The 19,779-nt window shown below is 68.5% G+C and carries 17 protein-coding genes and 4 pseudogenes; 6 read left to right on the forward strand and 15 right to left on the reverse strand.

Going from position 1 to position 19,779, the window contains the following annotated elements:
• Nucleotides 1-134: 134 nt before the first annotated feature.
• Nucleotides 135-317: a DUF3606 domain-containing protein gene (locus DPM13_RS07215; protein ID WP_112887718.1), complete on the reverse strand. Its 183-nt coding sequence runs from the start codon at nt 315-317 to the stop codon at nt 135-137.
• Between the two features lie 142 nt (nt 318-459).
• Here DPM13_RS07215 and DPM13_RS19650 point away from each other — a divergent pair, with 142 nt between their 5' ends.
• The 5 genes from DPM13_RS19650 (at nt 460) to DPM13_RS07240 (ending at nt 5,320) form a co-directional block, all read left to right on the forward strand.
• Nucleotides 460-1,014 carry an SRPBCC family protein gene (locus tag DPM13_RS19650; RefSeq protein ID WP_145963320.1) on the forward strand — a complete coding sequence of 185 codons (555 nt, stop codon included), beginning with the start codon at nt 460-462 and terminating at the stop codon, nt 1,012-1,014.
• A 64-nt stretch (nt 1,015-1,078) separates the two neighbouring features.
• Nucleotides 1,079-2,284: a zinc-dependent alcohol dehydrogenase gene (locus DPM13_RS07225; protein WP_112887720.1), complete on the forward strand. Its 1,206-nt coding sequence runs from the start codon at nt 1,079-1,081 to the stop codon at nt 2,282-2,284.
• Nucleotides 2,277-3,806, forward strand: a complete 1,530-nt coding sequence (gene nadE, locus DPM13_RS07230) for an NAD(+) synthase (RefSeq protein ID WP_112887721.1) — start codon at nt 2,277-2,279, stop codon at nt 3,804-3,806. The genes DPM13_RS07225 and nadE overlap by 8 nt, the downstream gene beginning before the upstream one ends.
• A gap of 66 nt (nt 3,807-3,872) precedes the next feature.
• On the forward strand, nt 3,873-4,280 hold the full coding sequence (locus DPM13_RS07235) for a CopG family transcriptional regulator (RefSeq protein ID WP_088239160.1): 408 nt from the start codon (nt 3,873-3,875) through the stop codon (nt 4,278-4,280).
• 23 nt (nt 4,281-4,303) lie between these two features.
• Nucleotides 4,304-5,320 (forward strand): extracellular catalytic domain type 1 short-chain-length polyhydroxyalkanoate depolymerase, encoded by a 1,017-nt coding sequence (locus tag DPM13_RS07240; protein WP_112888722.1) that lies wholly within the window; start codon nt 4,304-4,306, stop codon nt 5,318-5,320.
• Here DPM13_RS07240 and DPM13_RS07245 read toward each other — a convergent pair.
• On the reverse strand, nt 5,317-5,901 hold the full coding sequence (locus tag DPM13_RS07245) for a DNA-3-methyladenine glycosylase (RefSeq protein ID WP_112887722.1): 585 nt from the start codon (nt 5,899-5,901) through the stop codon (nt 5,317-5,319). The two genes, DPM13_RS07240 and DPM13_RS07245, sit on opposite strands and share 4 nt — an antisense overlap.
• A 143-nt stretch (nt 5,902-6,044) precedes the next feature.
• On the opposite strand from DPM13_RS07245, the gene DPM13_RS07250 reads away from it, so the two are divergent.
• Complete coding sequence (locus DPM13_RS07250) at nt 6,045-6,548, forward strand: cell wall hydrolase (RefSeq protein WP_028720729.1); 504 nt, start codon at nt 6,045-6,047, stop codon at nt 6,546-6,548.
• A 38-nt stretch (nt 6,549-6,586) separates the two neighbouring features.
• Here DPM13_RS07250 and fsa read toward each other — a convergent pair whose 3' ends face one another.
• The 13 genes and pseudogenes from fsa to DPM13_RS07305 form a co-directional block, all read right to left on the reverse strand.
• Entirely contained in the window at nt 6,587-7,240 is a 654-nt protein-coding gene (fsa, locus tag DPM13_RS07255) for a fructose-6-phosphate aldolase (RefSeq protein WP_028720730.1), read from the reverse strand.
• An 11-nt stretch (nt 7,241-7,251) separates the two neighbouring features.
• Nucleotides 7,252-7,976 (reverse strand): annotated as a pseudogene (locus DPM13_RS07260) (SDR family oxidoreductase).
• A gap of 15 nt (nt 7,977-7,991) precedes the next feature.
• A pseudogene (tkt, locus tag DPM13_RS07265) lies at nt 7,992-10,002 on the reverse strand (transketolase).
• Entirely contained in the window at nt 9,999-11,609 is a 1,611-nt protein-coding gene (locus DPM13_RS07270) for an FGGY-family carbohydrate kinase (protein WP_112887723.1), read from the reverse strand. Before DPM13_RS07270 ends, tkt begins: the two are co-directional and overlap by 4 nt.
• Before the next feature lie 43 nt (nt 11,610-11,652).
• Nucleotides 11,653-12,379, reverse strand: a pseudogene (locus DPM13_RS07275) (SDR family oxidoreductase); the annotation flags it as partial.
• 32 nt (nt 12,380-12,411) lie between these two features.
• Nucleotides 12,412-13,386 carry an ABC transporter permease gene (locus tag DPM13_RS07280; RefSeq protein WP_028720735.1) on the reverse strand — a complete coding sequence of 325 codons (975 nt, stop codon included), beginning with the start codon at nt 13,384-13,386 and terminating at the stop codon, nt 12,412-12,414.
• Nucleotides 13,376-13,744, reverse strand: a complete 369-nt coding sequence (locus DPM13_RS22480; protein ID WP_223252424.1) for an ATP-binding cassette domain-containing protein — start codon at nt 13,742-13,744, stop codon at nt 13,376-13,378. Before DPM13_RS22480 ends, DPM13_RS07280 begins: the two co-directional genes overlap by 11 nt.
• 111 nt (nt 13,745-13,855) lie before the next feature.
• On the reverse strand, nt 13,856-14,254 hold the full coding sequence (locus DPM13_RS22485; RefSeq protein ID WP_223252425.1) for a hypothetical protein: 399 nt from the start codon (nt 14,252-14,254) through the stop codon (nt 13,856-13,858).
• A complete protein-coding gene (locus DPM13_RS22490; protein WP_223252426.1) occupies nt 14,182-14,880 on the reverse strand; it encodes an ATP-binding cassette domain-containing protein in 699 nt (232 codons plus the stop codon). Before DPM13_RS22490 ends, DPM13_RS22485 begins: the two co-directional genes overlap by 73 nt.
• 70 nt (nt 14,881-14,950) lie before the next feature.
• Nucleotides 14,951-15,856 carry an ABC transporter substrate-binding protein gene (locus tag DPM13_RS07290; protein ID WP_112887724.1) on the reverse strand — a complete coding sequence of 302 codons (906 nt, stop codon included), beginning with the start codon at nt 15,854-15,856 and terminating at the stop codon, nt 14,951-14,953.
• A 101-nt stretch (nt 15,857-15,957) separates the two neighbouring features.
• Entirely contained in the window at nt 15,958-16,842 is an 885-nt protein-coding gene (locus DPM13_RS07295; protein ID WP_028720738.1) for a helix-turn-helix domain-containing protein, read from the reverse strand.
• Between the two features lie 275 nt (nt 16,843-17,117).
• Nucleotides 17,118-18,578 carry a xylulokinase gene (gene xylB, locus DPM13_RS07300; RefSeq protein ID WP_112887725.1) on the reverse strand — a complete coding sequence of 487 codons (1,461 nt, stop codon included), beginning with the start codon at nt 18,576-18,578 and terminating at the stop codon, nt 17,118-17,120.
• Nucleotides 18,579-18,588: 10 nt separating this feature from the next.
• Nucleotides 18,589-19,623 (reverse strand): annotated as a pseudogene (locus DPM13_RS07305) (NAD(P)-dependent alcohol dehydrogenase).
• Between the last annotated feature and the right edge of the window lie 156 nt (nt 19,624-19,779).

Genomic DNA, 19,779 nt, shown 5'->3' on the forward strand with positions numbered 1-19,779 from the left:
TTTCAGCCTTCCCGCGCGCCTTTGCGCTTTTCCGGGGCGCTGTGACGATCCGCCTGGCGCCGGACACGCGAAAAGACGACTCGCCCGGCGAGCCGCTCGTTTCCGGTGACGGAGCCCTTTTTCGGAAGCGTCGCCTAGTCGTCCTTCAGCTTCCGTTCGACCTTGCTGCGGCTGTTGCCCTCTGCCTTGACCGCCTCGCGGACCTCGTCCCTGGATACGTCCATCTTCTCGGCCTCATACCGGACCTCGTGGTCCTGGCCCCCGGCGACTCGGCTGCGGTCCTGGGCGCGGCCCCGGTCTGTCTTGTGCTGTGCCATGTGCAATCCTCCTGCCGCGTCAACGCCTGAAAGGATGTTCCGTTTCGACGGCCAAGAGCATCATTAACCTTTATTGGCATGCGGACGGGGAACGGCTTCCGGCCGGGGGTGTTTCGATTGGGCACCAGAATCAGGAGGTCCCATGTCCCGCCGAGAACCTGGCCTGTCCACCGCAGCCACCGTCTTCGCCCTGTCCGTCGGTGCCGGAATGCTTGCCGGCGCGCTTGGACGCCTGCCCCCGAAGGGTCCGCCCGACAGCGCACCCGGACGCACCGCCCGGCGTTCGCAATTCGGCCGCTATCAGGTCGCGGGCAGGACGGTCACCATCGCCGCGCCCCGCGCGCAGATCTATCGGATGTGGCGCGATCCCGCCAGCCTGGCCGGGTTCATGCAGAACCTGGCCGGCGTCGAAACCGGGCCGGACGACCGCGTGACCTGGCTGATCGATTCGCCCGCCGGTCGGTATCGCATCGAGACCCGCCTGACCGTCGAGCGCCAGAACGAGATCCTGGCCTGGCGCTCGGTCAGGGTTCCGAGATCGAGATCGAGGCCAAGGTCCAGCTGCGCGACGCCCCCGCCGGACGCGGCACCGAAGTCGAGGCCCATGTTGCCTGGCGCCCGCAGTTGGGCATCGTCGGGCACTGGGCCGCCATGCTGCGCGGGACCGACCCGACGATCCGCGGCAAGCATGAACTGAAGCGTCTGAAGATGCTTCTTGAAACCGGCGAAATCGCCACCTCGGAAAACCGGAAGGCAGTCTGATGCGCGCTTTGACCTGGCATGGAAAACACGATGTTCGCGTCGATACCGTCCCCGATCCACAGATCGTCAATCCTCGGGATGCGATCATCGAGGTGACGGCGACCGCGATCTGCGGCTCGGACCTGCATCTTTACGACGCGGTGATCCCCGGCCTGAAACCGGGCGACATCCTGGGCCACGAATTCATGGGCCGGGTGGTCGAGGCCGGCCCGAAATCCACCCTGAAGAAGGGTGACCGGGTGGTGGTGCCCTTTACCATTTCCTGCGGCGCCTGCTTTTTCTGCGCGCAGGGGCAGTTCTCGGCCTGCGACAACTCGAACCCGGTCGAAAAGCAGGAGGCGTCCGAACTGCTTTATGGCCATGCGATGAGCGGGCTTTTCGGCTATTCCCACATGACTGGCGGCTATCCGGGCGGACAGGCCGAATATGTCCGGGTGCCGTTTTCCGACGTCGGCCCCATCGTCATCCCCGACGGCGTGCCCGACGAACAGGTTCTGTTTCTGTCCGACATCCTGCCCACGGGCTGGATGGCGGCCGAGAATTGCGACATCCGGCCCGGCGACACGGTGGCCGTCTGGGGCTGCGGCCCGGTCGGCCTGTTCGCGGTCCAGTCGGCGCTGCTGATGGGCGCGGGCCAGGTCATCGCCATCGACCATTATCCCGGCCGGCTGGAGTTGGCGCGGGGCTTGGGTGCGCAGGTCATCGACTATCGCAAGACCCATGTGCTCGAGGCGCTGATGGAGATGACGGGCGGCATCGGCCCCGACGCCGTGATCGACGCCGTGGGCATGGAGAGCCACGGCTTTTCCCCCGACAACCTGCTGGATGCGCTGAAGCAGAAGGTGGGGATGGGCGCCGACCGGGCCCACGCGCTGCGCATGGCGCTGATGGCGGTCAGGAAGGGCGGCCGCGTCTCGATCCCCGGCGTCTATGGCGGCCTGGCCGACAAGTTCCCCTTGGGCGCGCTGATGGAGAAGGGCCTGCAGATCCGCACCGGCCAGACCCATGTGCAGAAATACACCCAGGAGCTTCTGCGCCGCATTCTTGAGGGAGAGATCGACACCACCTTCCTGATCTCGCACCGCCTTTCGCTTGAGGATGCGCCGACGGGCTATCGCAACTTCCACGGCCGGCAGGACGAATGGACCAAGGTGGTGATGACCCCCGGCGCCGCGCCTGCGCAAAAAGGTGGCGCCAATGGCTGAGGATGAGGGGCTTTATGCGGAAATCCTGACGCTGTCGCGTCAGTCGGGCAATGGCGGGCTTGCGCCGTGGTTCGACAGGCGCCTGCGCCAGCAGATCGGACAGGGGCTGTTTCTGGACGAGGCTCGCCTGGGTCAGCTTCGCGACCGGGTCATTGCCGAGCTTTCGGACTATCGCCGGCAGGCCGGCATCGGCACCGCGGTGCTGGGCATGTCGGGCGGCGTCGATTCCGCCCTAACGGCGGCGCTGTTCAAGAAGGCCGGCTGGCGCGTCATCGGCTTTACTCTGCCCATCCACCAGAACCCCGAAGAGACCGAGCGCGGCGTCGAGGCCTGCCAGGCCTTGGGGTTGGAGCATATCCATGTGGACCTCTCCCCCGAATACGAGGCGATGGTGGCGGGCTTGGGCAAGGTCGATGAGACCCTGTCCGAGGCCGATACCGTTCCGGCGCGGACGCGGCGGGGCAATCTGCGCGCCCGGCTGCGGATGATGACGCTTTATGACCAGGCGCACCGCTTTGGCGGGCTGGTCGCCAGTACGGACAATTTCTCGGAGCTTGGGGCCGGGTTCTGGACGCTGCACGGCGACGTGGGGGATCTGGCCCCGGTTCAAGGCCTGATCAAGTCATGGGAGATTCCCTGGCTGGCCCGCGCCGTCGGCGTCCCGGAAAAGACCTGGCGCGCCAAGCCCACCGATGGCCTGGGCATCGGCGCGGGGGACGAGGCACAGATCGGCGCCACCTATCTGGAATGGGACATCATGATCTTTGCCTTGGCACAGGCCCTGCAACAGGCACCCCGCGCCGCGCCCGAGGATCTGGCCGCGCTGCTGGAGATCGGCGACGACGCCCATGCCCGCAAGATCTTGGACACCGTGCTCGCCCGGCTGCGCATGACCTGGCACAAGCGGATCAACCCGATCCGGCTGGACCATCCGCTGGCGGACCGTTTTGCGCTGCTGGACCGCACCGACGAGGCGCTGTTCCGTCCCACCGTGCTGCAGCGCGACGAAGCCGCCCTGGACTTTCCCGCCTCTGTTCACGCCGTCGCCCTGGATCTGTGCCGCCGGCTTGAGGAATGCGGATTGCGGGTGGTGACGGCCGAATCCTGCACGGGCGGGCTTCTGGGGGCCAGCCTTGCCGCGGTGCCGGGCAGTTCGAAACAGCTTGAGGGCAGCTTCGTCACCTATTGCGAATCCCTCAAGGTTCAGGCGCTTGGCGTGTCGCAAGACGTGATCCGCGAACGCACCGTCTATGACCCCGAGGTGGCACGCCAGATGGCCGCCGGCGCCCTGGCGGCAGCGCCAGAGGCGGGGCTTGCTATGGCCACGACCGGGGTTGCGGGTCCCGATCCCGACCAGGGCAAGCCCGCCGGCTATGTCTGTATCGCCGCCGCCCTGCGCGGCCATGACCCGGTCGCACGCGAATTCACCTTTCAGGGCGGGCCCCAGGCGGTGATCGCCCAGGCCCTGTCGGCCGCGCTGGAGATGGGGCTGGCCGCTCTGCCGCGGGACGGGAAGGGCTAATTGGGTCCAACCCTTGAAACACGCGTTTTCTCCATCCATATACCATCCATGTGGATGGAGAAAACGATGTCGGCGCTCAAGGAAAAGACCTCGGACACGGAAAAGATCACCATCAACCTGGGCTTTGTGGACTTGGGCCGCATCGACCTGTTGGTGCAGGAAGGGTTCTATTCGAACCGCAGCGACTTCATCCGCACGGCCATCCGCAACCAGCTCGACAGCCACCGCGAGGTCGTCGCCCGAACGGTCGAACGCCACACGATGGACATGGGCCTGCGCGACTTTACCCGCGCCGAACTGCAGGCGCTGCGCGACGCGGGCGAGGTCCTGCATGTGCGCGTCCTGGGCCTTGCGCGCTTTGCCCGCGACATCGACCCGGACCTGGCGCGGGCCACGATCGGCTCGATCTCGGTCCTGGGCGCGCTGCAGGCCAGTCCCGAACTCCGCAAGGCCCTGGCCGACCGCACCCTTTAGCCCCCCTTACCAAGGAATATATGATGAACCCCTTCGATATCGGCACCCTGCGCCAGGCCATGGACACCCTGCGGTTCGAGGGGGCGAACGATCTGGTGCAGCGCACCCTGTCCCAGCACGGGCTTGCGATGCCCCTGCCCGCCTCGGGCTCGCCCGCCGAGGCGCCGACAAGCGACGCGCTTGCGTCCGGGGCAAGCTTCACGGCCGACCGCTTTACCTGCACGGCGGGCACGCGCGACTACCTGACCTATGTGCCCGCGTCGGCGGCGCAGGGGACGCAGGGGCTAGTCCTGATGCTGCACGGCTGCACCCAGACCCACGCCGATTTCGCGCGCGGCACCGGCATGAATGCCCTGGCCGAGGAACACCGGCTGATCGTCGTCTATCCGCAGCAGGCGCGGGGCGACAATGCCCAGTCCTGCTGGAACTGGTTCAGCCGGGGCGACCAGCGCCGTGGCCGGGGCGAGCCCGAGATCCTGGCCCAGCTTGCGGCCGAGGTGGCCCGCGCCCATGCCGTTCCAGGGGATCGCGTCTTTGTCGCGGGCCTGTCGGCCGGGGCGGCGATGGCGGTCATCCTGGGCCAGACCCATCCCGATGTCTTCGCCGCCGTGGGCGCCCACTCGGGCCTGCCCTTTGGTGCGGCCAAGGACGTGCCCTCGGCCTTTGCAGCGATGAACGGCACCGCGGCGCCCGAGGCGATGCCGGGCCATGATCCGGTCCCGACCCCGACCATCGTCTTTCACGGCAGCGCCGACCGCACCGTGCATCCGGCGAACGGGGACCGGATCGCCGCCGACGCGCTGGCCGCGGGGCCCGAACAGACTCTGTTCGACCGCACCGCCGGCAAGGCCGGTGCCCGCAGCTATGTGCGCGAAACCACCCGCACGCCCGAGGGCGACGCCCTGCTGGAACGCTGGGCGATCGACGGCCTGGGCCATGCCTGGTCGGGCGGGGACCCCGCCGGGTCCTATACCGACCCCCAGGGCCCCAAGGCCAGCGCCGAGATGGTGCGGTTCTTCCTGGAACTGAAGGGCGCCTAGGGCCCGGCCCCGGCCCGTGGAAAGGGGCGGCTCAGCCCGGCGGCGCCGGCAAGCCCGAAGCGCCAGGGCAGGTCCTGGGCCTTGCTGATGCCGATGCGCGGCCCGGCCACCATCTCGGGCGTCACCTCGGCCAGGGTGATCGCCAGCGCGTCCCCATCGAAGGGCGCGCCGTCGTCTTGGGGCGTGATCCCCAGCGCCTGGGTCAGCCGCCCCGGACCGTTGCACAGCAAAGGGCTTTGGCGGCGCTGCCGCATCAGGTCCAGCCCCCGCTGCGGGGCCAGAGCCCGGATCAGCACCGCCTCGCCCGGGCGGGCCACGACGTTCAGGCACAGATGGATCCCGTAGGAGCGATAGACATAGGCACGCCCCGCCGGGCCGAACATCGACGCATTGCGCGGGGTCGGGCCGCGAAAGCTGTGGGATGCGGGGTCGTCCCGGGCGTAAGCCTCGGTCTCGATGATGATGCCGCCGGTGCCCCGGACATCGAGGCTGGCCCCGATCAGGCGCCGCGCCAGATCGACCGCGCCCAGCCCGGCGATCCGGTCGGCAAGGGATGGGTGGGTCAGCTGGGCCTCCGGCATCGCATCAGGGTCATGCCCCCAAGATAGGCATGCCCACCGGGCCGCCAAGGGGGTGCCCCGCAAGCGATCCATGTTGATGGCCCAATCCGGCTGCGGTAAGCATCGCGTAACGATAACAAACACCATGAGCGGCAGGAAACCCGATGACGATCCCGCGTTCGACGTTGCGCATGGGCGCATCCCTTGCGGTTGCGCTGGCCCTGCTTGCGGGCTGCGGCCTTTCGCGCCGGCACAGCGAGCTTGAGTGCATGGAACGGGCCATGTATTTCGAGGCCAATCGGTCCAGCCGCGACGGGCTGATCGCCGTCGGCAGCGTGGTGATGAACCGGGTCGAATCCGGCCAGTATCCCCGCACGGTCTGCGGCGTCGTCGGGCAAAGGAACCAGTTCGCGCCGGGCATCATGACCCGGCGGATGGACAAGGCCCCGCCCCAGGTCCGCGAGGCGGCCCGCGCCGTCCTGCGCGGCGAACGCCATCCCATGATCGGGAACGCGATGTTCTTTCACGCCGCCAGCCACAGGTTTTCCTATGACAACATGCACTATGTCCTGGTGGCGGGGGGCAACGCCTTTTACGAAAAGCGCAAGAGCCACCTGGTGACTCAGCCCGTCCCCCCGGCGCCGATCGAAGCGATGTTCGCGCGCTAGGCGCGGGGTCCCCAGGACCCCGGCCCTTTCCCTTGCCCCTACAGGATCGACTGGCCGGTCGCGGCCCAGTCCTTGCTGAACTGCTCCAGCCCCTTGTCGGTCAGGACATGCTGGGCCAGCGCCTTGATGACCCCCGGCGGCACCGTCGCCACGTCGGCGCCAGCCAGGGCCGCCTCACGCACATGGTTCGGCGTGCGGATCGAGGCCGCCAGGATCTGCGTGTCGAAGCTGTAGTTGTCGAAGATGGTGCGGATGTCGTGGATCAGCTCCATCCCGTCCAGGTTGATGTCGTCGAGCCGCCCCACGAAGGGCGAGACATAGGTCGCCCCCGCCTTGGCCGCCAGCAGCGCCTGGTTGGCCGAAAAGCACAGGGTGACATTGGTGCGGATGCCCGCCTTGGCAAAGTGGCGGCAGGCCTTCAGCCCGTCCAGCGTCAGCGGCAGCTTGACCACGACATTCGGGGCGATGGCGGCCAGGTGCGTGCCCTCGGCGATCATGCCCTGGGCGTCCAGGGCCGCCACCTCGGCCGAGACGGGACCTTCGACCAGGGCGCAGATCTCGGCGATGACCTCCTTGAAGTCGCGCCCGGACTTGGCGATCAGCGAGGGGTTGGTCGTCACCCCGTCCAGCAGGCCATAGTCGTTCAACTCGCGGATGTCGGCGATGACGGCGGTATCGACAAAGAATTGCATGGGATTTCCTTTCAGACGGCCAGGAAGCCGCCGTCGACCGGCAGCACCGCGCCGGTGATCATGCGGCTCTGGTCGGACAGCAGCAGGGCGATGCTTTCGGCGACCTCGTCGGCCTCGGCAAAGCGGTTCAGGGGGTGGCGCACCATCATCGGCGCGCTCTTGGCGGGGTCCGACCAGGCCTCGGCGGCCAGTTCGGTCAGGGTGATGGTCGGGGCAACCGCGTTCACGCGGATGCCATGCGGGCCCAGTTCGCGGGCCATGACGCGGGTCGCGCCTTCGAGCCCCGCCTTGGAGGCGGCATAGCACAGATGGTCCTGAGAGCCGCGGTGCCCGGCGATCGAGGTGATGTTGACGATGGCCCCGCCGCCGCCCGCCGCGACGCGCGCGCGGGCAAATGCCGGCAGGTCAGCAGGGCGGCGCGCAGGTTGATGCCCAGGACGGCCTCATAGCCTGCCTCGGTCATGTCCAGGACGCTTTCCAGCGCGTTGATGCCGGCGCTGTTGATCAGGTAATCGGCCGGCCCCGCCTCGGCCATCGCGGCGCGGGTGGCGGCGGCATCGGCCAGATCGACCGGGATCGAGCGGCCGCCGATCTCGGCCCGCAGGCTGTCCAGGTCGGACCCGGTGCGCGACAGGGCCACGACCTCGGCGCCCTGGGCGGCCATCAGCCGGGCGCAGGCGCGGCCGATCCCCTTGCCCGCGCCGGTGATGATGACGGATTTTCCCGAAAACTGCATGATGACCTCGTCAGGTTAAGCCAGAAGGATCTTGGCGCGCGCCACGATGGCCGCGGCGGTGATGCCGAATTGTTCGTAAAGCACCGGCGCCGGAGCCGAGGCGCCAAAGCCGCGCATCCCGATCACATCGGCGTCGCTGGCGACATAGCGCGTCCAGCCGAAGGTGGAGGCGGCCTCGATGGCGATGCGGGGCGCGTCGCCCAGGACCGCGCGGCGATAGTCGCGGGACTGCTCCTCGAACAGCTCCCAGCTGGGCATCGAGACGACCGCGGCGCGGATGCCCTGCCCGGCAAGTTCGGTCGCCGCCTCGACCGCCAGCGCGACCTCGGTTCCGGTGGCCAGCAGCGTCAGGTCGCGGGCCTGCGCGTCGCCATGGATGACATAGGCGCCGCGCGCCGACAGGTTCCTGTCGCCCGACAGGCGCAACTGCGGCACGTTCTGGCGCGACAGCGCCAGCAGCGAGGGCCGGTTGCGGCTGCGGAGCGCCAGTTCCCAGCACTCCTGCGTCTCGACGGCATCGGCGGGGCGATCACGTTCAGGTTCGGCATGGCGCGCAGGGACGCCAGATGCTCGGCCGGCTGGTGGGTCGGGCCGTCCTCTCCCAGGCCGATGCTGTCGTGGGTCATCACATAGATCGTGCCCACCCCCATCAGCGCCGAAAGCCGGATCGCGTTGCGGGCGTAGTCGGAAAACACCAGGAAGGTTCCGCCATAGGGGATCAGCCCGCCGTGGCAGGACATGCCGTTCATCGCCGCGCACATGCCGAATTCGCGCACGCCCCAGGACACATAGCGCCCGTCGTAGCGGCCGGGCTGAAAGTCGCTGTCCACCGCCTTGACCCGCGTCAGGTTCGAGCCGGTCAGGTCGGCCGAGCCGCCGATCATCTCGGGCAGGGCGGCGGTCAGGCTGTCGAGCGCGATCTGGCTGGCCTTGCGCGTCGCGACGGCCTGGGGCGCGGCATAAAGGGCCGCGCGCGCCGAGGCCACGGCCTTGTCCAGCGCCTCGGGCAGGACGCCCGACATGCGCCGGGTGAATTCGGCCTGCGTCTCGGCATCGCGTACCGCCAGCCGGGCCTGCCAGGCGGCGCGTTCGGGCGCGCCGCGCCGGCCGGCCTCGCGCCAGCGTGCCAGCAGGTCGCCCGGGATGGCGAAATCGGCGTCGGGCAGACCCAGGGCGGTCCGGGCGGCGGCCCGCTCGGCCGGTCCCAGCGGCGCGCCATGCACGTCATGGGTGCCCGCCTTGGCCGGAGCGCCCAGGCCGATCACCGTCCTGAGCCGGATCAGCACGGGGCGGTCGGACCCTTTCGCGGCGGCGATGGCCGCGTCGATCCGGTCGACGCTGTGGCCGTCGCAGGCCAGCACCTGCCAGCCCGCCGCGACAAAGCGGCCGGTCACATCCTCGGTGAAGGCCTTGTCGGTCGGGCCGTCGATGGAAATGCCGTTGTCGTCGTAAAGCACCACCAGCCGGGACAGCTTCAGATGCCCGGCCAGCGAGATCGCCTCCTGGCTGATCCCCTCCATCAGGCAGCCGTCGCCGGCAAAGACCCAGGTGCGGTGATCGACCAGATCGTCGCCGACCGCGCGTTCAGCGCCCGTTCCGCCATCGCCAGGCCCACCGCCATCGCCAGCCCCTGCCCCAGCGGGCCGGTCGTGACCTCGACCCCCTTGGCATGGCCGTATTCGGGATGGCCCGCCGTGACCGCGCCCCATTGGCGGAAGTTGCGGATCTGGTCCAGCGTCATGTCGGCAAAGCCGGTCAGGTGCAGCAGGCTGTAAAGCAGCATCGAGCCATGGCCGTTCGACAGCACGAAACGGTCGCGGTCGGGCCAGTCGGGATCGGCGGCATCGAATTTCAGATGCCGCGTCCACAGCGCGGTCGCCGCCTCGGCCATGCCCATGGGCGCGCCGGGATGGCCGGAGCGGGCCGCCTCGACCGCGTCCATCGACAGGGCGCGGATGCAGTTGGCCATCGCAAAGCTGTCGCCCCCCGCACGGGCAGCGGCCAGGGCGTCGGTCAGGTCTTTCATGGGGAAACACGCTCCTCGGTGGACCGGCGGATCTCGCGCGCGGTCCGTTGCAGGGTCAGGAAGGCGGCATGGCGCGCGTCGTGCAGCGCCCGGGTGGCGGGGTCCGGGGTGCACCGCGTGGCGATGCGCGACATGGCGGGCATGGCGCGGCCCAGGTCGGGGAACAGCCCCGCCGCGACTGCGCCCAGCATGGCCGAGCCCAGCAGCACGGGTTCGGGCGACTGCGTCACCTCGACCGGCAGGCCGGTGGCGTCGGCCAGCAGCTGCCGGGTCAGGGGATGGGCCCCCGCCCCGCCGCTGACGGCGATGGTCTGGACCGGCGCGCCATGCCGCGCCTGCGTCTCGATGATCTGGCGCAGGCCGTAGCCCAGCCCGCAGATCCCCGCGACATAGAGCGCGACCAGCGCGTCCGGCTCGGTCTCCATCCCCAGGCCCATGATGACGGCGCGGGCATGGGGGTCGGCAAAGGGCGCGCGGTTGCCCAGGAATTCGGGCACGACATGCAGCTGGTCGGCCAGCCGCACCGCCTGGCTTGGCAAGGCCGCAAGCGCCAGCGCGCGGTCGGCCAGCCAGTGCGGCAGCGCCTTGCCCTGGGCCTCGGCCAGCGCGACCGCGCGGGCGGAGGCGGGGTGCATCCGCACCAGCTGGTCGATGGCGGCGCCGGCGGCGGACTGGCCGCCCTCGTTCAGCCACATGCCGGGCACCATGGCCGAGAAGTAGGGTCCCCAGACCCCTGGCACGAAGGCGGGGTCGCGCGTCGTGGTCATGGTGCAGGACGAGGTGCCGAAGACATAGCCCAGGCAATCGGTCGCTTCGCCCCCGGCGGCGACGGTGCCGACGCCACCGGCATGGGCGTCGATCAGCCCGGCGGCGACCGCCGTGCCGGGACGCAGGCCCATGGCCGCGGCCGCCTCGGGGGACAGGCCCCGGCCCAAGGCGGTCCCCGGGTCGACCACGCGGGCGCCGATCCGGGCAAAGCCGTCATCGGCCAGATCGCCCAGCCCGATCTGGCGGAAATAGCTGCCGTCCCAGCGGCCTTCATGCGCCAGATAGGTCCATTTGCAGGTGACGGTGCAGGCGGACCGCTCCAGCGCGCCGGTGGCCTTCCAGGTCAGGAAATCGGTCAGGTCCAGGAAATGCGCCGCCGTCCGATAGATCTCGGGCCGGTGCTCGCGCAGCCACACCAGCTTCGGTGTCTGCATCTCGGGCGAGATGCGCCCCCCGACATAGGCCAGTACGGCGTGGCCCTGGGCGTTGATGCGCGCGGCCTGTTCGACCGCGCGGTGGTCCATCCAGACGATGATGTCGCGTTCGGGATGGGCCGGGTCGCCGACCGGCAGGCCCTGCCCCGAAGGCCCGATCACCGCCAGCGAACAGGTGGCGTCGAAGCCCATGCCCGCGACCTGGGCCGGGTCGATCCCGGCCTGCGCCACGCTGTCGCGGACGCTGTCGCAGACCGCCTGCCAGACCTGTGCGCTGCATTGCTCGGCGATGCCGCCGTCCTCGCGGTGCAGGGCGATGGGGCGCCTGGCGCTGGCCAGCAGCGCCCCTGTCCGGTCGAACACCCCGGCCCGGGCCGAGCCGGTGCCCACGTCGATGCCGATCACACGCGGCCATGGCGGCTCGGCGGCTCGGCCCGTCGGTGTCAGCGCGGTCGAAGTTGGTCGGCAGGACCAGCATGTCGCGGATGGTCACCGTGCGCTTGCGCGTCAGCATGTAGACGACCGCATCGGCCACCTCGTCTTGCATCGATCAGGCTGCCCGATTCCTTGGCCTTGCGCAGGTTCTCCTCGGGCCAGTCGGCCAGCAGCGCCGTGACGACCGGCCCGGGCGAAACCTGCGCCACGCGCACGCCATGCTTGATCAACTGCCGGCGCATGCCCTGGACAAAGCTGGTGATCGCCCATTTCGACGCAGAATAAACCGGCTCCCATGGCACGGGGAAATGGCCAGCGACCGAACAGGTGACGATGATGTCGCCGCCGCCCTGTTCCGTCATGTGAGGGATGACGGCATGGACATTCTTCATCACCGCGTTGACGTTCAGGTTCAGCATCCGGTCGATGGCCTCGGGCGTCGTCTCCGTCAGGTCCCCGCCGATATAGGTGCCGGCGTTGCAATAGAGGATGTCGATGTGATCGACCTTTGCCAGGATCTCGGGGATCATGGCATTGCAGCTGTCGGTGTCCAGCAGGTTCGTGACCTGGGGAATGGCGCGGTCGCCCAGCCTGCCGGCCAGCTCGTCCAGCGCGGCTTCGTTCCAGTCCACCATGACGACGGTGGCGCCCTGGTCCAGCAGGGCCTCGGTCGTGGCCAAGCCGATCCCCGAGGCTGCGCCGGTGATGACCGCGACCTTGCCTTGCAGCGATTCAGACATGTTCTTCTCCTGTGTGAATGTCTTGGGCGGGCTCAGCGCCATTCGCGCCCGATGTAGATGGCCAGCAGGATGATCGCGCCCTTGATGACGTCCTGCAGGTAGGGGTTGATGCCCATCAGGTTCAGACCGTTGTTCAGGATGCCCAGCAGCACCGCGCCGATCAGCGTCCCCAGGATCAGCCCGCGCCCGCCGGCGATGGCGGTGCCGCCCAGCACGACGGCGGCGATGGCGTCCAGTTCGAAGCCGACGCCGGCGTTCGGCTGTCCGCTCATCAGCCGGCCGGTCAGGACCAGGGCCGCCAGGGCCGAGGTCAGGCCGGAAATCGCATAGACCGCCAGCTTGACGCGCCGGGTCTTGACGCCCGACAGCCGCGCGGCCGTTTCGTTGCCGCCCAAGGCATAGACATGGCGTCCGAACGGCGTGCGCTGCAGCAGCACCCAGGCCAGCGCATAGATCACCACCATGATGATGACGGGCACCGGAACGACGCCGACGCGCCCGACTCCGAACCAGGAAATCCAGCTGGGCAGGCCGCTGATCGGATAGCCGCCGGAATAGATCAGCCCCAGGCCGCGCGCCATGCCCATGGTCGCCAGCGTCACGATGATCGCGGGCATCCGGCCCCAGGCGACCAGGAACCCGTTCGCCAGCCCGATGCCCAGCCCGATCAGCAGCCCTGCCCCCAGCGCCAGGGGTGCGGGCAGGCCGTTGTTGACCATCAGACCCGCGGCCAGCGTGCCGACTAGCGCCATGACCGCGCCGACCGACAGGTCGATGCCGCCGGTCAGGATCACGAAGGTCATGCCCACGGCCAGGATGCCCACGACCGACACCTGGCGCAGCACGTTCATGATGTTGCCCAGGCTGAAGAAGCTGTCGCTGGCCAGACCCATCAGGCACGACACCACGATCAGCCCGATCAGCGGCAGCGCCAGCGGTGAATGCAGGAGCCCCCCGAACGAGAAGCCGGACTTGCCGGTCGCTGCGGTATTTGCGTCATGCGACATGTTCAACCCTTCCCGTGGTTGCATAGGTCATGATGGTTTCGGAATTGATCGCCTCGCCCTCGACGGTCGCGACGATCCCGCCCGAACGGAACACGCAGACCCGGTCGGACATGCCGATCACCTCGGGCAGTTCCGACGAGATCATGATGATCGCTGCCCCCGCCTCGGTCAAGGCGCGGATCAGGGCATAGATCTCGGCCTTGGCGCCGACGTCGATGCCGCGCGTCGGCTCGTCGAAGATCAGCACCTGCATGTCGTGGTTCAGCCAGCGCGCGATGACGACCTTCTGCTGGTTGCCGCCCGACAGCGTGTCGACGCGGGCCTGCGGGCCCTGCGCCTTGACCCGCACCTGGGCCATCGCGTTCGCGCGTCGCGGCCAGTTCCTTCTTCAGGTCGATGAACCAGTGGCCCTTGGCATATTTGCCGTAATTGTTCAGCGAGATGTTCTGCAGGATCGAAAAGCTGGTGATCAGCCCCTGTTCCTTGCGGCTTTCGGGCAGCAGGCCGATGCCATGCGCCAGCCCCTCGTCGGGCCCCGAGAAGCGTTTCTCGACCCCGTCCACCCTGACCTTGCAGCGCGTGGCGGGGCCGGCGCCCAGATGGCCAGCACGGTTTCGGTCCGGCCCGACCCGACCAGCCCGGCAAAGCCCAGGATCTCGCCCTTGCGCAGGGCGAAGCTGACGACACGAGGACCGCCCCGCGTCAGCTGAACCTCCTCGACCTCGACCACGACGGGCGCGGCGGGGTTCAGGGCGGGCTTCGGCGGAAAATTCGCTTCGATGCGGCGGCCGACCATCATCTCGACCAGCCGGTCGTTGTCGACCTCGCTGACCGCGCAGGAGGCGACGAACTGGCCGTCGCGCAGCACGGTGATGCGGTCGCGATCTCGAAGATCTCTTCCAGGTGGTGCGAGATGAAGACGATGGCCACGCCCTGCTTGCGCAAGTCGCGGATCATCTTGAACAGGTGCTCGACCTCCGACGGGGTCAGGGTCGCGGTCGGCTCGTCCATGATCAGGATGCGCGCCTGAAGCGACAGCGCCTTGGCGATCTCGACCATCTGCTGCTCGGCGACCGAAAGCCGGTTCACCGGCACGTCCAGCGCCACGTCGACCCCCAGCTGGCGCATGATCCCGGCCGCGCGCACGCGCATCGCCTTGCGGTCCAGAAGGCCCAGCCGGGTCCGCATCTCGCGCGCAAGGAACATGTTCTCGACCGCGTTCAGGTGCGGGATCAGGCTGAATTCCTGGAACACGATGCCGACGCCCGCGGCGATCGCCTGGTCGTAGTCGGCGAACTGGCGCTCGGTCCCGTCGATGCGGATCGTGCCGGCACTGGGCTGGATGATGCCGCACAGGATCTTCATCAGCGTGGACTTGCCGGCGCCGTTCTCGCCCATCAGGGCGTGAACCTCGCCCGCGCGGACTTCCAGATCGACGCCGTGCAGCGCCTCGATCTTGCCGAAGCTCTTTCTGATTCCGTTCAGTTCCAGCATCGCGCCCCCTTCCTGAACCTCGCCAATCCCGCCCCGGCGCAAAGGCCGGGGCGAGTCCGGGGAGGAACCGTTACCAGCTGAAGTCAGCCGCGTTTTCCTTGTCGACGACCATCACGTCAATCGGCACTTCCTTGGGCACCACGCGGGCACCCCATTTCTGCGCCAGCGCCATCGCCAGGCCGACGCGGACCTGGTCGCGCGGGAACTGCGCGGTGGTCTCGATGAAGGGGCCGCCTTCGGTGATGGCCTTGACCGCTTCCGGCGCGCCGTCGACCGAGGTCAGCTTGATGTCCTTGCCCGAGCCCTGGATCGCCGCCAGCGCGCCCATGGCGCCGCCGTCGTTGACCGAGAAGATGCCGGCGAGGTTCGGCTTGGACTGGATCATGTTTTCCACCACGCCCAGCGCGACGGAACGGTCCTGGCGGCCGTTCTGGGTGTCGACCAGCTGGATGTCCGGGAACTCGGCCAGCGCGGCCTTGCAGCCCTCGACGCGCTGCAGGATCGGCACGACCGGGATGCCGTCGAGGATCGCGACCTCGCCCTTGCCGCCCAGCGCGTCGCCCAGGTATTTGCAGGACATGTAGCCCGCGTCGCGGTTCTTCGAGCCGACGAAGGTGTCGACCGGGCCGTTTGCGTTGGCGTCGACCGCCACCACGACGGCGCCGGCGGCCTTGGCGGCATGGACGGCGGCCTCGATCCCGGCGCTGTCGGTCGGATTGAGCAGCAGGATGTCGATGTTTTGCTGCAGCATGTCCTCGACGTCGGAAATCTGCTTGGCCACGTCATGGCCGGCATCGGTCACCACCACCTCGGCGCCCAGCGAGGCGGCGGCTTCGTTCAGCGCCTCCTGCATGGACACGAAATAGGGGTTGTTCAGTTCCTGGAACGTCATGCCGATCTTCAGCTTGTCCTGGGCCAGGGCCGGGGCGGCCAGCAGCGCCAGCGCGGCCGTGGCGGTCAGAAAGGTCGATTTCATCTGAGGGTTCCTCCCGAGTGGATGAAAGCAGGCAAGCCCTGCGCGTCTCCGGGCGGCGCCGCGCCGCCCGAATTGGTGAAAAACCGGATTGGGGCCGTTCGTCAGTCCGCCATGACCAGCGCCTTCTGGGCCGCGAAGGTCGCGCGGAACTGCGAGGGCGACATTCCCTTGTGCTTCAGGAAATGCCGGTTGAAGTTGGACAGGTTCGAGAACCCGACCTCGTAGCAGATCTCGGCCACCTTGATGTCGGGATCGGTCAGCAGCATCTGGCAGGCCAGGTCCACCCGCAACTGGTTGCGATAGCGCACCAGCGTCGTGCCGGTGTGGCGCTTGAAGGCGCGGGAAAAGGCGCTTTGGCTTTGACCGACCATCTCGGCCAGTTCGCTTTCCTCGATCTGTTCGGTCAGATGCTCGCGCAGATAGGTCAGCGCGCGGTTGATGCCGCCGTCGTGCACCCGGCCAAGATCCAGGCCGAACCCCAGGCTGGCCAGGACCTCGGACTGGGGCGCGTTGGCCAGATGGTCCAGGATCTCCCAGAACAGCGCAAGCCGCCTGATCCCCTGCGCCTCGACCAGCCGGTCCATCAGCGGCCGGACCAGTCGGGTGGTTTCGTCGTCGAACAGGACGCCGCGGCGGCTGCGGTCCAGAAGCGGGCGCAGCGCCTCCATTTCCGGCATGGTGGCACAGGCGTTTTCGATGAAGGGCTCGGGAAACTGGATCACCAGAGAGCGGATGGGCACGATCTCGTCCGGCTGGATGTCGCTGATCCAGTTCTGCGGCAGGTTCGGGCCGGTCATGATCAGCTGGCCGGGCTGAAAGCGGCCCACGAAGTCGCCGATGTAGAAGGTGCCCGAGGTCGCGTTGACCAGATGGATTTCATATTCGGGGTGATAGTGCCAGCGCACCGTGCGGAACGGATAGCCATGCATCCACGCGGCGAAGGATTCGCCCTTGCGGATATGGACCAGTTCCAGATCGGGTTGCACGCCTTTCTCTCCCCCTTGATGCGCCGCGACCCCTTGCGGGGCGGCCTGCCGGCTCCTCTCCGGCGCGGCTTGTGCGCTGCCGAACCATAGGACTTTGGCATGGTGGGATTCCACATCACAGCACAGAAATTACCGATACTTTTTTGCGCAGATTGCCGCCCGATTTGACAAGTGCGGTGCGGTTGCCCTGCGGACGCAGGTCACCCATCCTGCCGCAGCGCAGAAAATTCCCGTTGAAAGCCCGTGAAAACGGGAATTTTCCAGCGGAAAGGCGGTCAGGCGGCGGGCTGACCCAAGCTCCTCAACTGCGGATAAGCGGCATGAAAGGCCACATACTTTTCCGCATATTGCGCGGCCAGTCCTGCATCGGGCGCAACCTCGGCGCGAACGGCGGGTTTGGGAAAGCCGGCGTCAGACAGGTCGCCCGTGACGCAGGCCGCTCCAAGCCGCGCCGCGCCGAAGGCGGCGCCGAAATCGCCATCCTCGGGTTCAAGCAGCGTAAGCCCGGTGGCCGAGGCCATGATCCGCAACCAGGCCCGCGACCGTGCGCCCCCGCCCACCGCATAGGCGGCCTCGATCGGGGTGCCGGCCTTGCGCAGCGCCTGGACGCAATCGGCAAAGGCCAGGGCAACGCCCTCCATCACGCCCTGCGCCAGATCGCCCAGGCCCGAGGCGCGGCGCAGGCCCAGGAACGCGCCGGTGGCACCGGGATCGTTCAGCGGCGTACGTTCGCCCGACAGATAGGGCAGGAACAGCGCGGGCGACGGCGTGGCGACCGTTTCGGGCACCAGCGCGGCCAGGTCCGGCACGGCTTTGCCGGTGATCTCGGACAGCCAGGTCATGCTGTCGGTCGCCGACAGGATCACCCCCATCTGGTGCCAGGTCTGCGGCACCGCGTGGCAGAAGGTATGGACCGCATCGCCGGTGTTGGGCGCATAGCGTTCCGTCGCCGCGAACAGCACGCCCGAGGTGCCCAGCGACAGGAACCCCGTGCCCGGCGTCATCACCCCCATGCCGCAGGCGGTCGCGGCATTGTCGCCGCCGCCGCCCGCCACGGGCACGCGCGCGATGCCCCAGCGTTCCGCCAGATCGGTGCGCAGATGGCCCGACACGTCGCTGCCCTCGACCAGCGCGGGCATCTGGGCGCGGGTCAGCCCGGTCGCGCCCAGCAGCGCGTCCGACCAGTCGCGCTTGGCCACGTCCAGCCACAGCGTGCCGGCCGCGTCCGACATCTCGGCGACATGCGCGCCCGTCAGCCACAGGCGCAGGTAGTCCTTGGGCAGCAGCACCTTGGCCACCGCTCGGAAGGTCTGAGGTTCGTTCTGCTGCACCCACAGCAGCTTCGGCGCAGTAAAGCCCGCCATGACCAGGTTGCCGGCGATGCCGTGGAAATCGGCCCGCGCGGTCAGTTCGGCGCATTGCGGCCCCGACCGGCCGTCGTTCCACAGGATGCAGGGCCGCAGCACCCGGTCCGATGCGTCCAGCAGCACCGCGCCGTGCATGTGGCCCGACAGGCCGATGGCCTGCAGCCGCGCCATGGCCGCCGGGTGGTCGCGCAGCAAGGCGGCGATCACCGCCTCGGCGCCCGCGATCCAGTCCGCCGGGTCCTGTTCGGACCAGCCGGGCTGGGGGCGGCTGACGCTCAGCGGCGCATGGGCGACGCCCACGGTGGCGAAACGGTCGTCGACCAGCATCGCCTTGATGCCCGAGGTGCCCAGATCCAGTCCCAGATACATTGCGGCCCCCTTACTGCGGCATCGTGATCTGCAGCTTCACGTCCGTCTCGCGCGCCTCGACGGCGCGGTCGAAGCCCGCGATGCTGTCCTCGAACGGGATCGTGGCCGAAATCAGCGGCTTCAGGTCCACCTTGCCCGAGGCGATCAGCGCAATGGCCCGGTCATAGACATTGGCATAGCGGAACACCGTCTCGATCCGCAGCTCCTTGGCCTGCAGCCCGACGATGTCGACCGGCACCGGATCGACCGGCATGCCGACCAGCACGATGGCCCCGCCCGGACGCGCGAGCGCCGGCAGGCCCAGGATCGCGGGTGCCGCGCCCGAACATTCGAAGACCACGTCCGCGCCCCAGCCATCGGTCGCCTCGGCCACGGCATCGGCCAGCGCGCGGTCGCGGATATTGACCGTCCGGATGCCCTGATAGGCGCCGATGATGTCCAGCTTGGGCTGGGCGAGGTCGGCGACGATCACGCGGGCGCAGCCCCCGGCCAGGGCGGCCAGCGCCACCATCATGCCGATGGGGCCGGCGCCGGTCACGACGGCAATGTCGCCGGGCTGGATGCGCGCCCGCAGTGCCGCCTGCATGCCGATGGCAAAGGGCTCGACCATCGCGCCCTCGGCAAAGCTTACGCTGTCGGGCAGCTTGTAGGTGAAGGCGGCAGGGTGGACGAGGTCGGGGGTCAGGAGCCGTGGACCGGCGGCGTCGCCCAGAAGCGCACGGCAGGGTCGATGTTGTACATGCCGAGCTTTGCCGCGCGCGAGGTTGGGTCGGGGATGCCCGGCTCCATGCAGACGCGGTCCCCGGGCTTCAGATGGTGACCTCGGGCCGACCTCGACGACGGTGCCCGAGGCCTCGTGCCCCAGGACCATGGGCGCGTCGACGACGAAATGGCCGATCTTGCCATGCGTGTAATAATGCACGTCCGAGCCGCAGATGCCGACCGTATGGATCTTGATGCGCACATCCCGGGGCCCAAGCGTCCTCGGCATGTCGAAATCCCGCAGCGAAAGCTTGCCCTTTTCTTCCAGAACCAGCGCTTTCATCCCATCCTCCTGACAATGGAGGGCGCTACCCGCGCCCGTCGGCCCGATCTGATGCGGCCGGATTCGCCGCGATGCAAACAAAACCCGCAGGCGGGCGCGCGGTTTGTGGGGCCCAGGCAAATTCGTATCGAAAGCCCGGGAAATTGCTATTCGGGA

Origin of the sequence: Paracoccus mutanolyticus, assembly GCF_003285265.1 — a bacterium.
GTDB lineage: Bacteria > Pseudomonadota > Alphaproteobacteria > Rhodobacterales > Rhodobacteraceae > Paracoccus > Paracoccus yeei.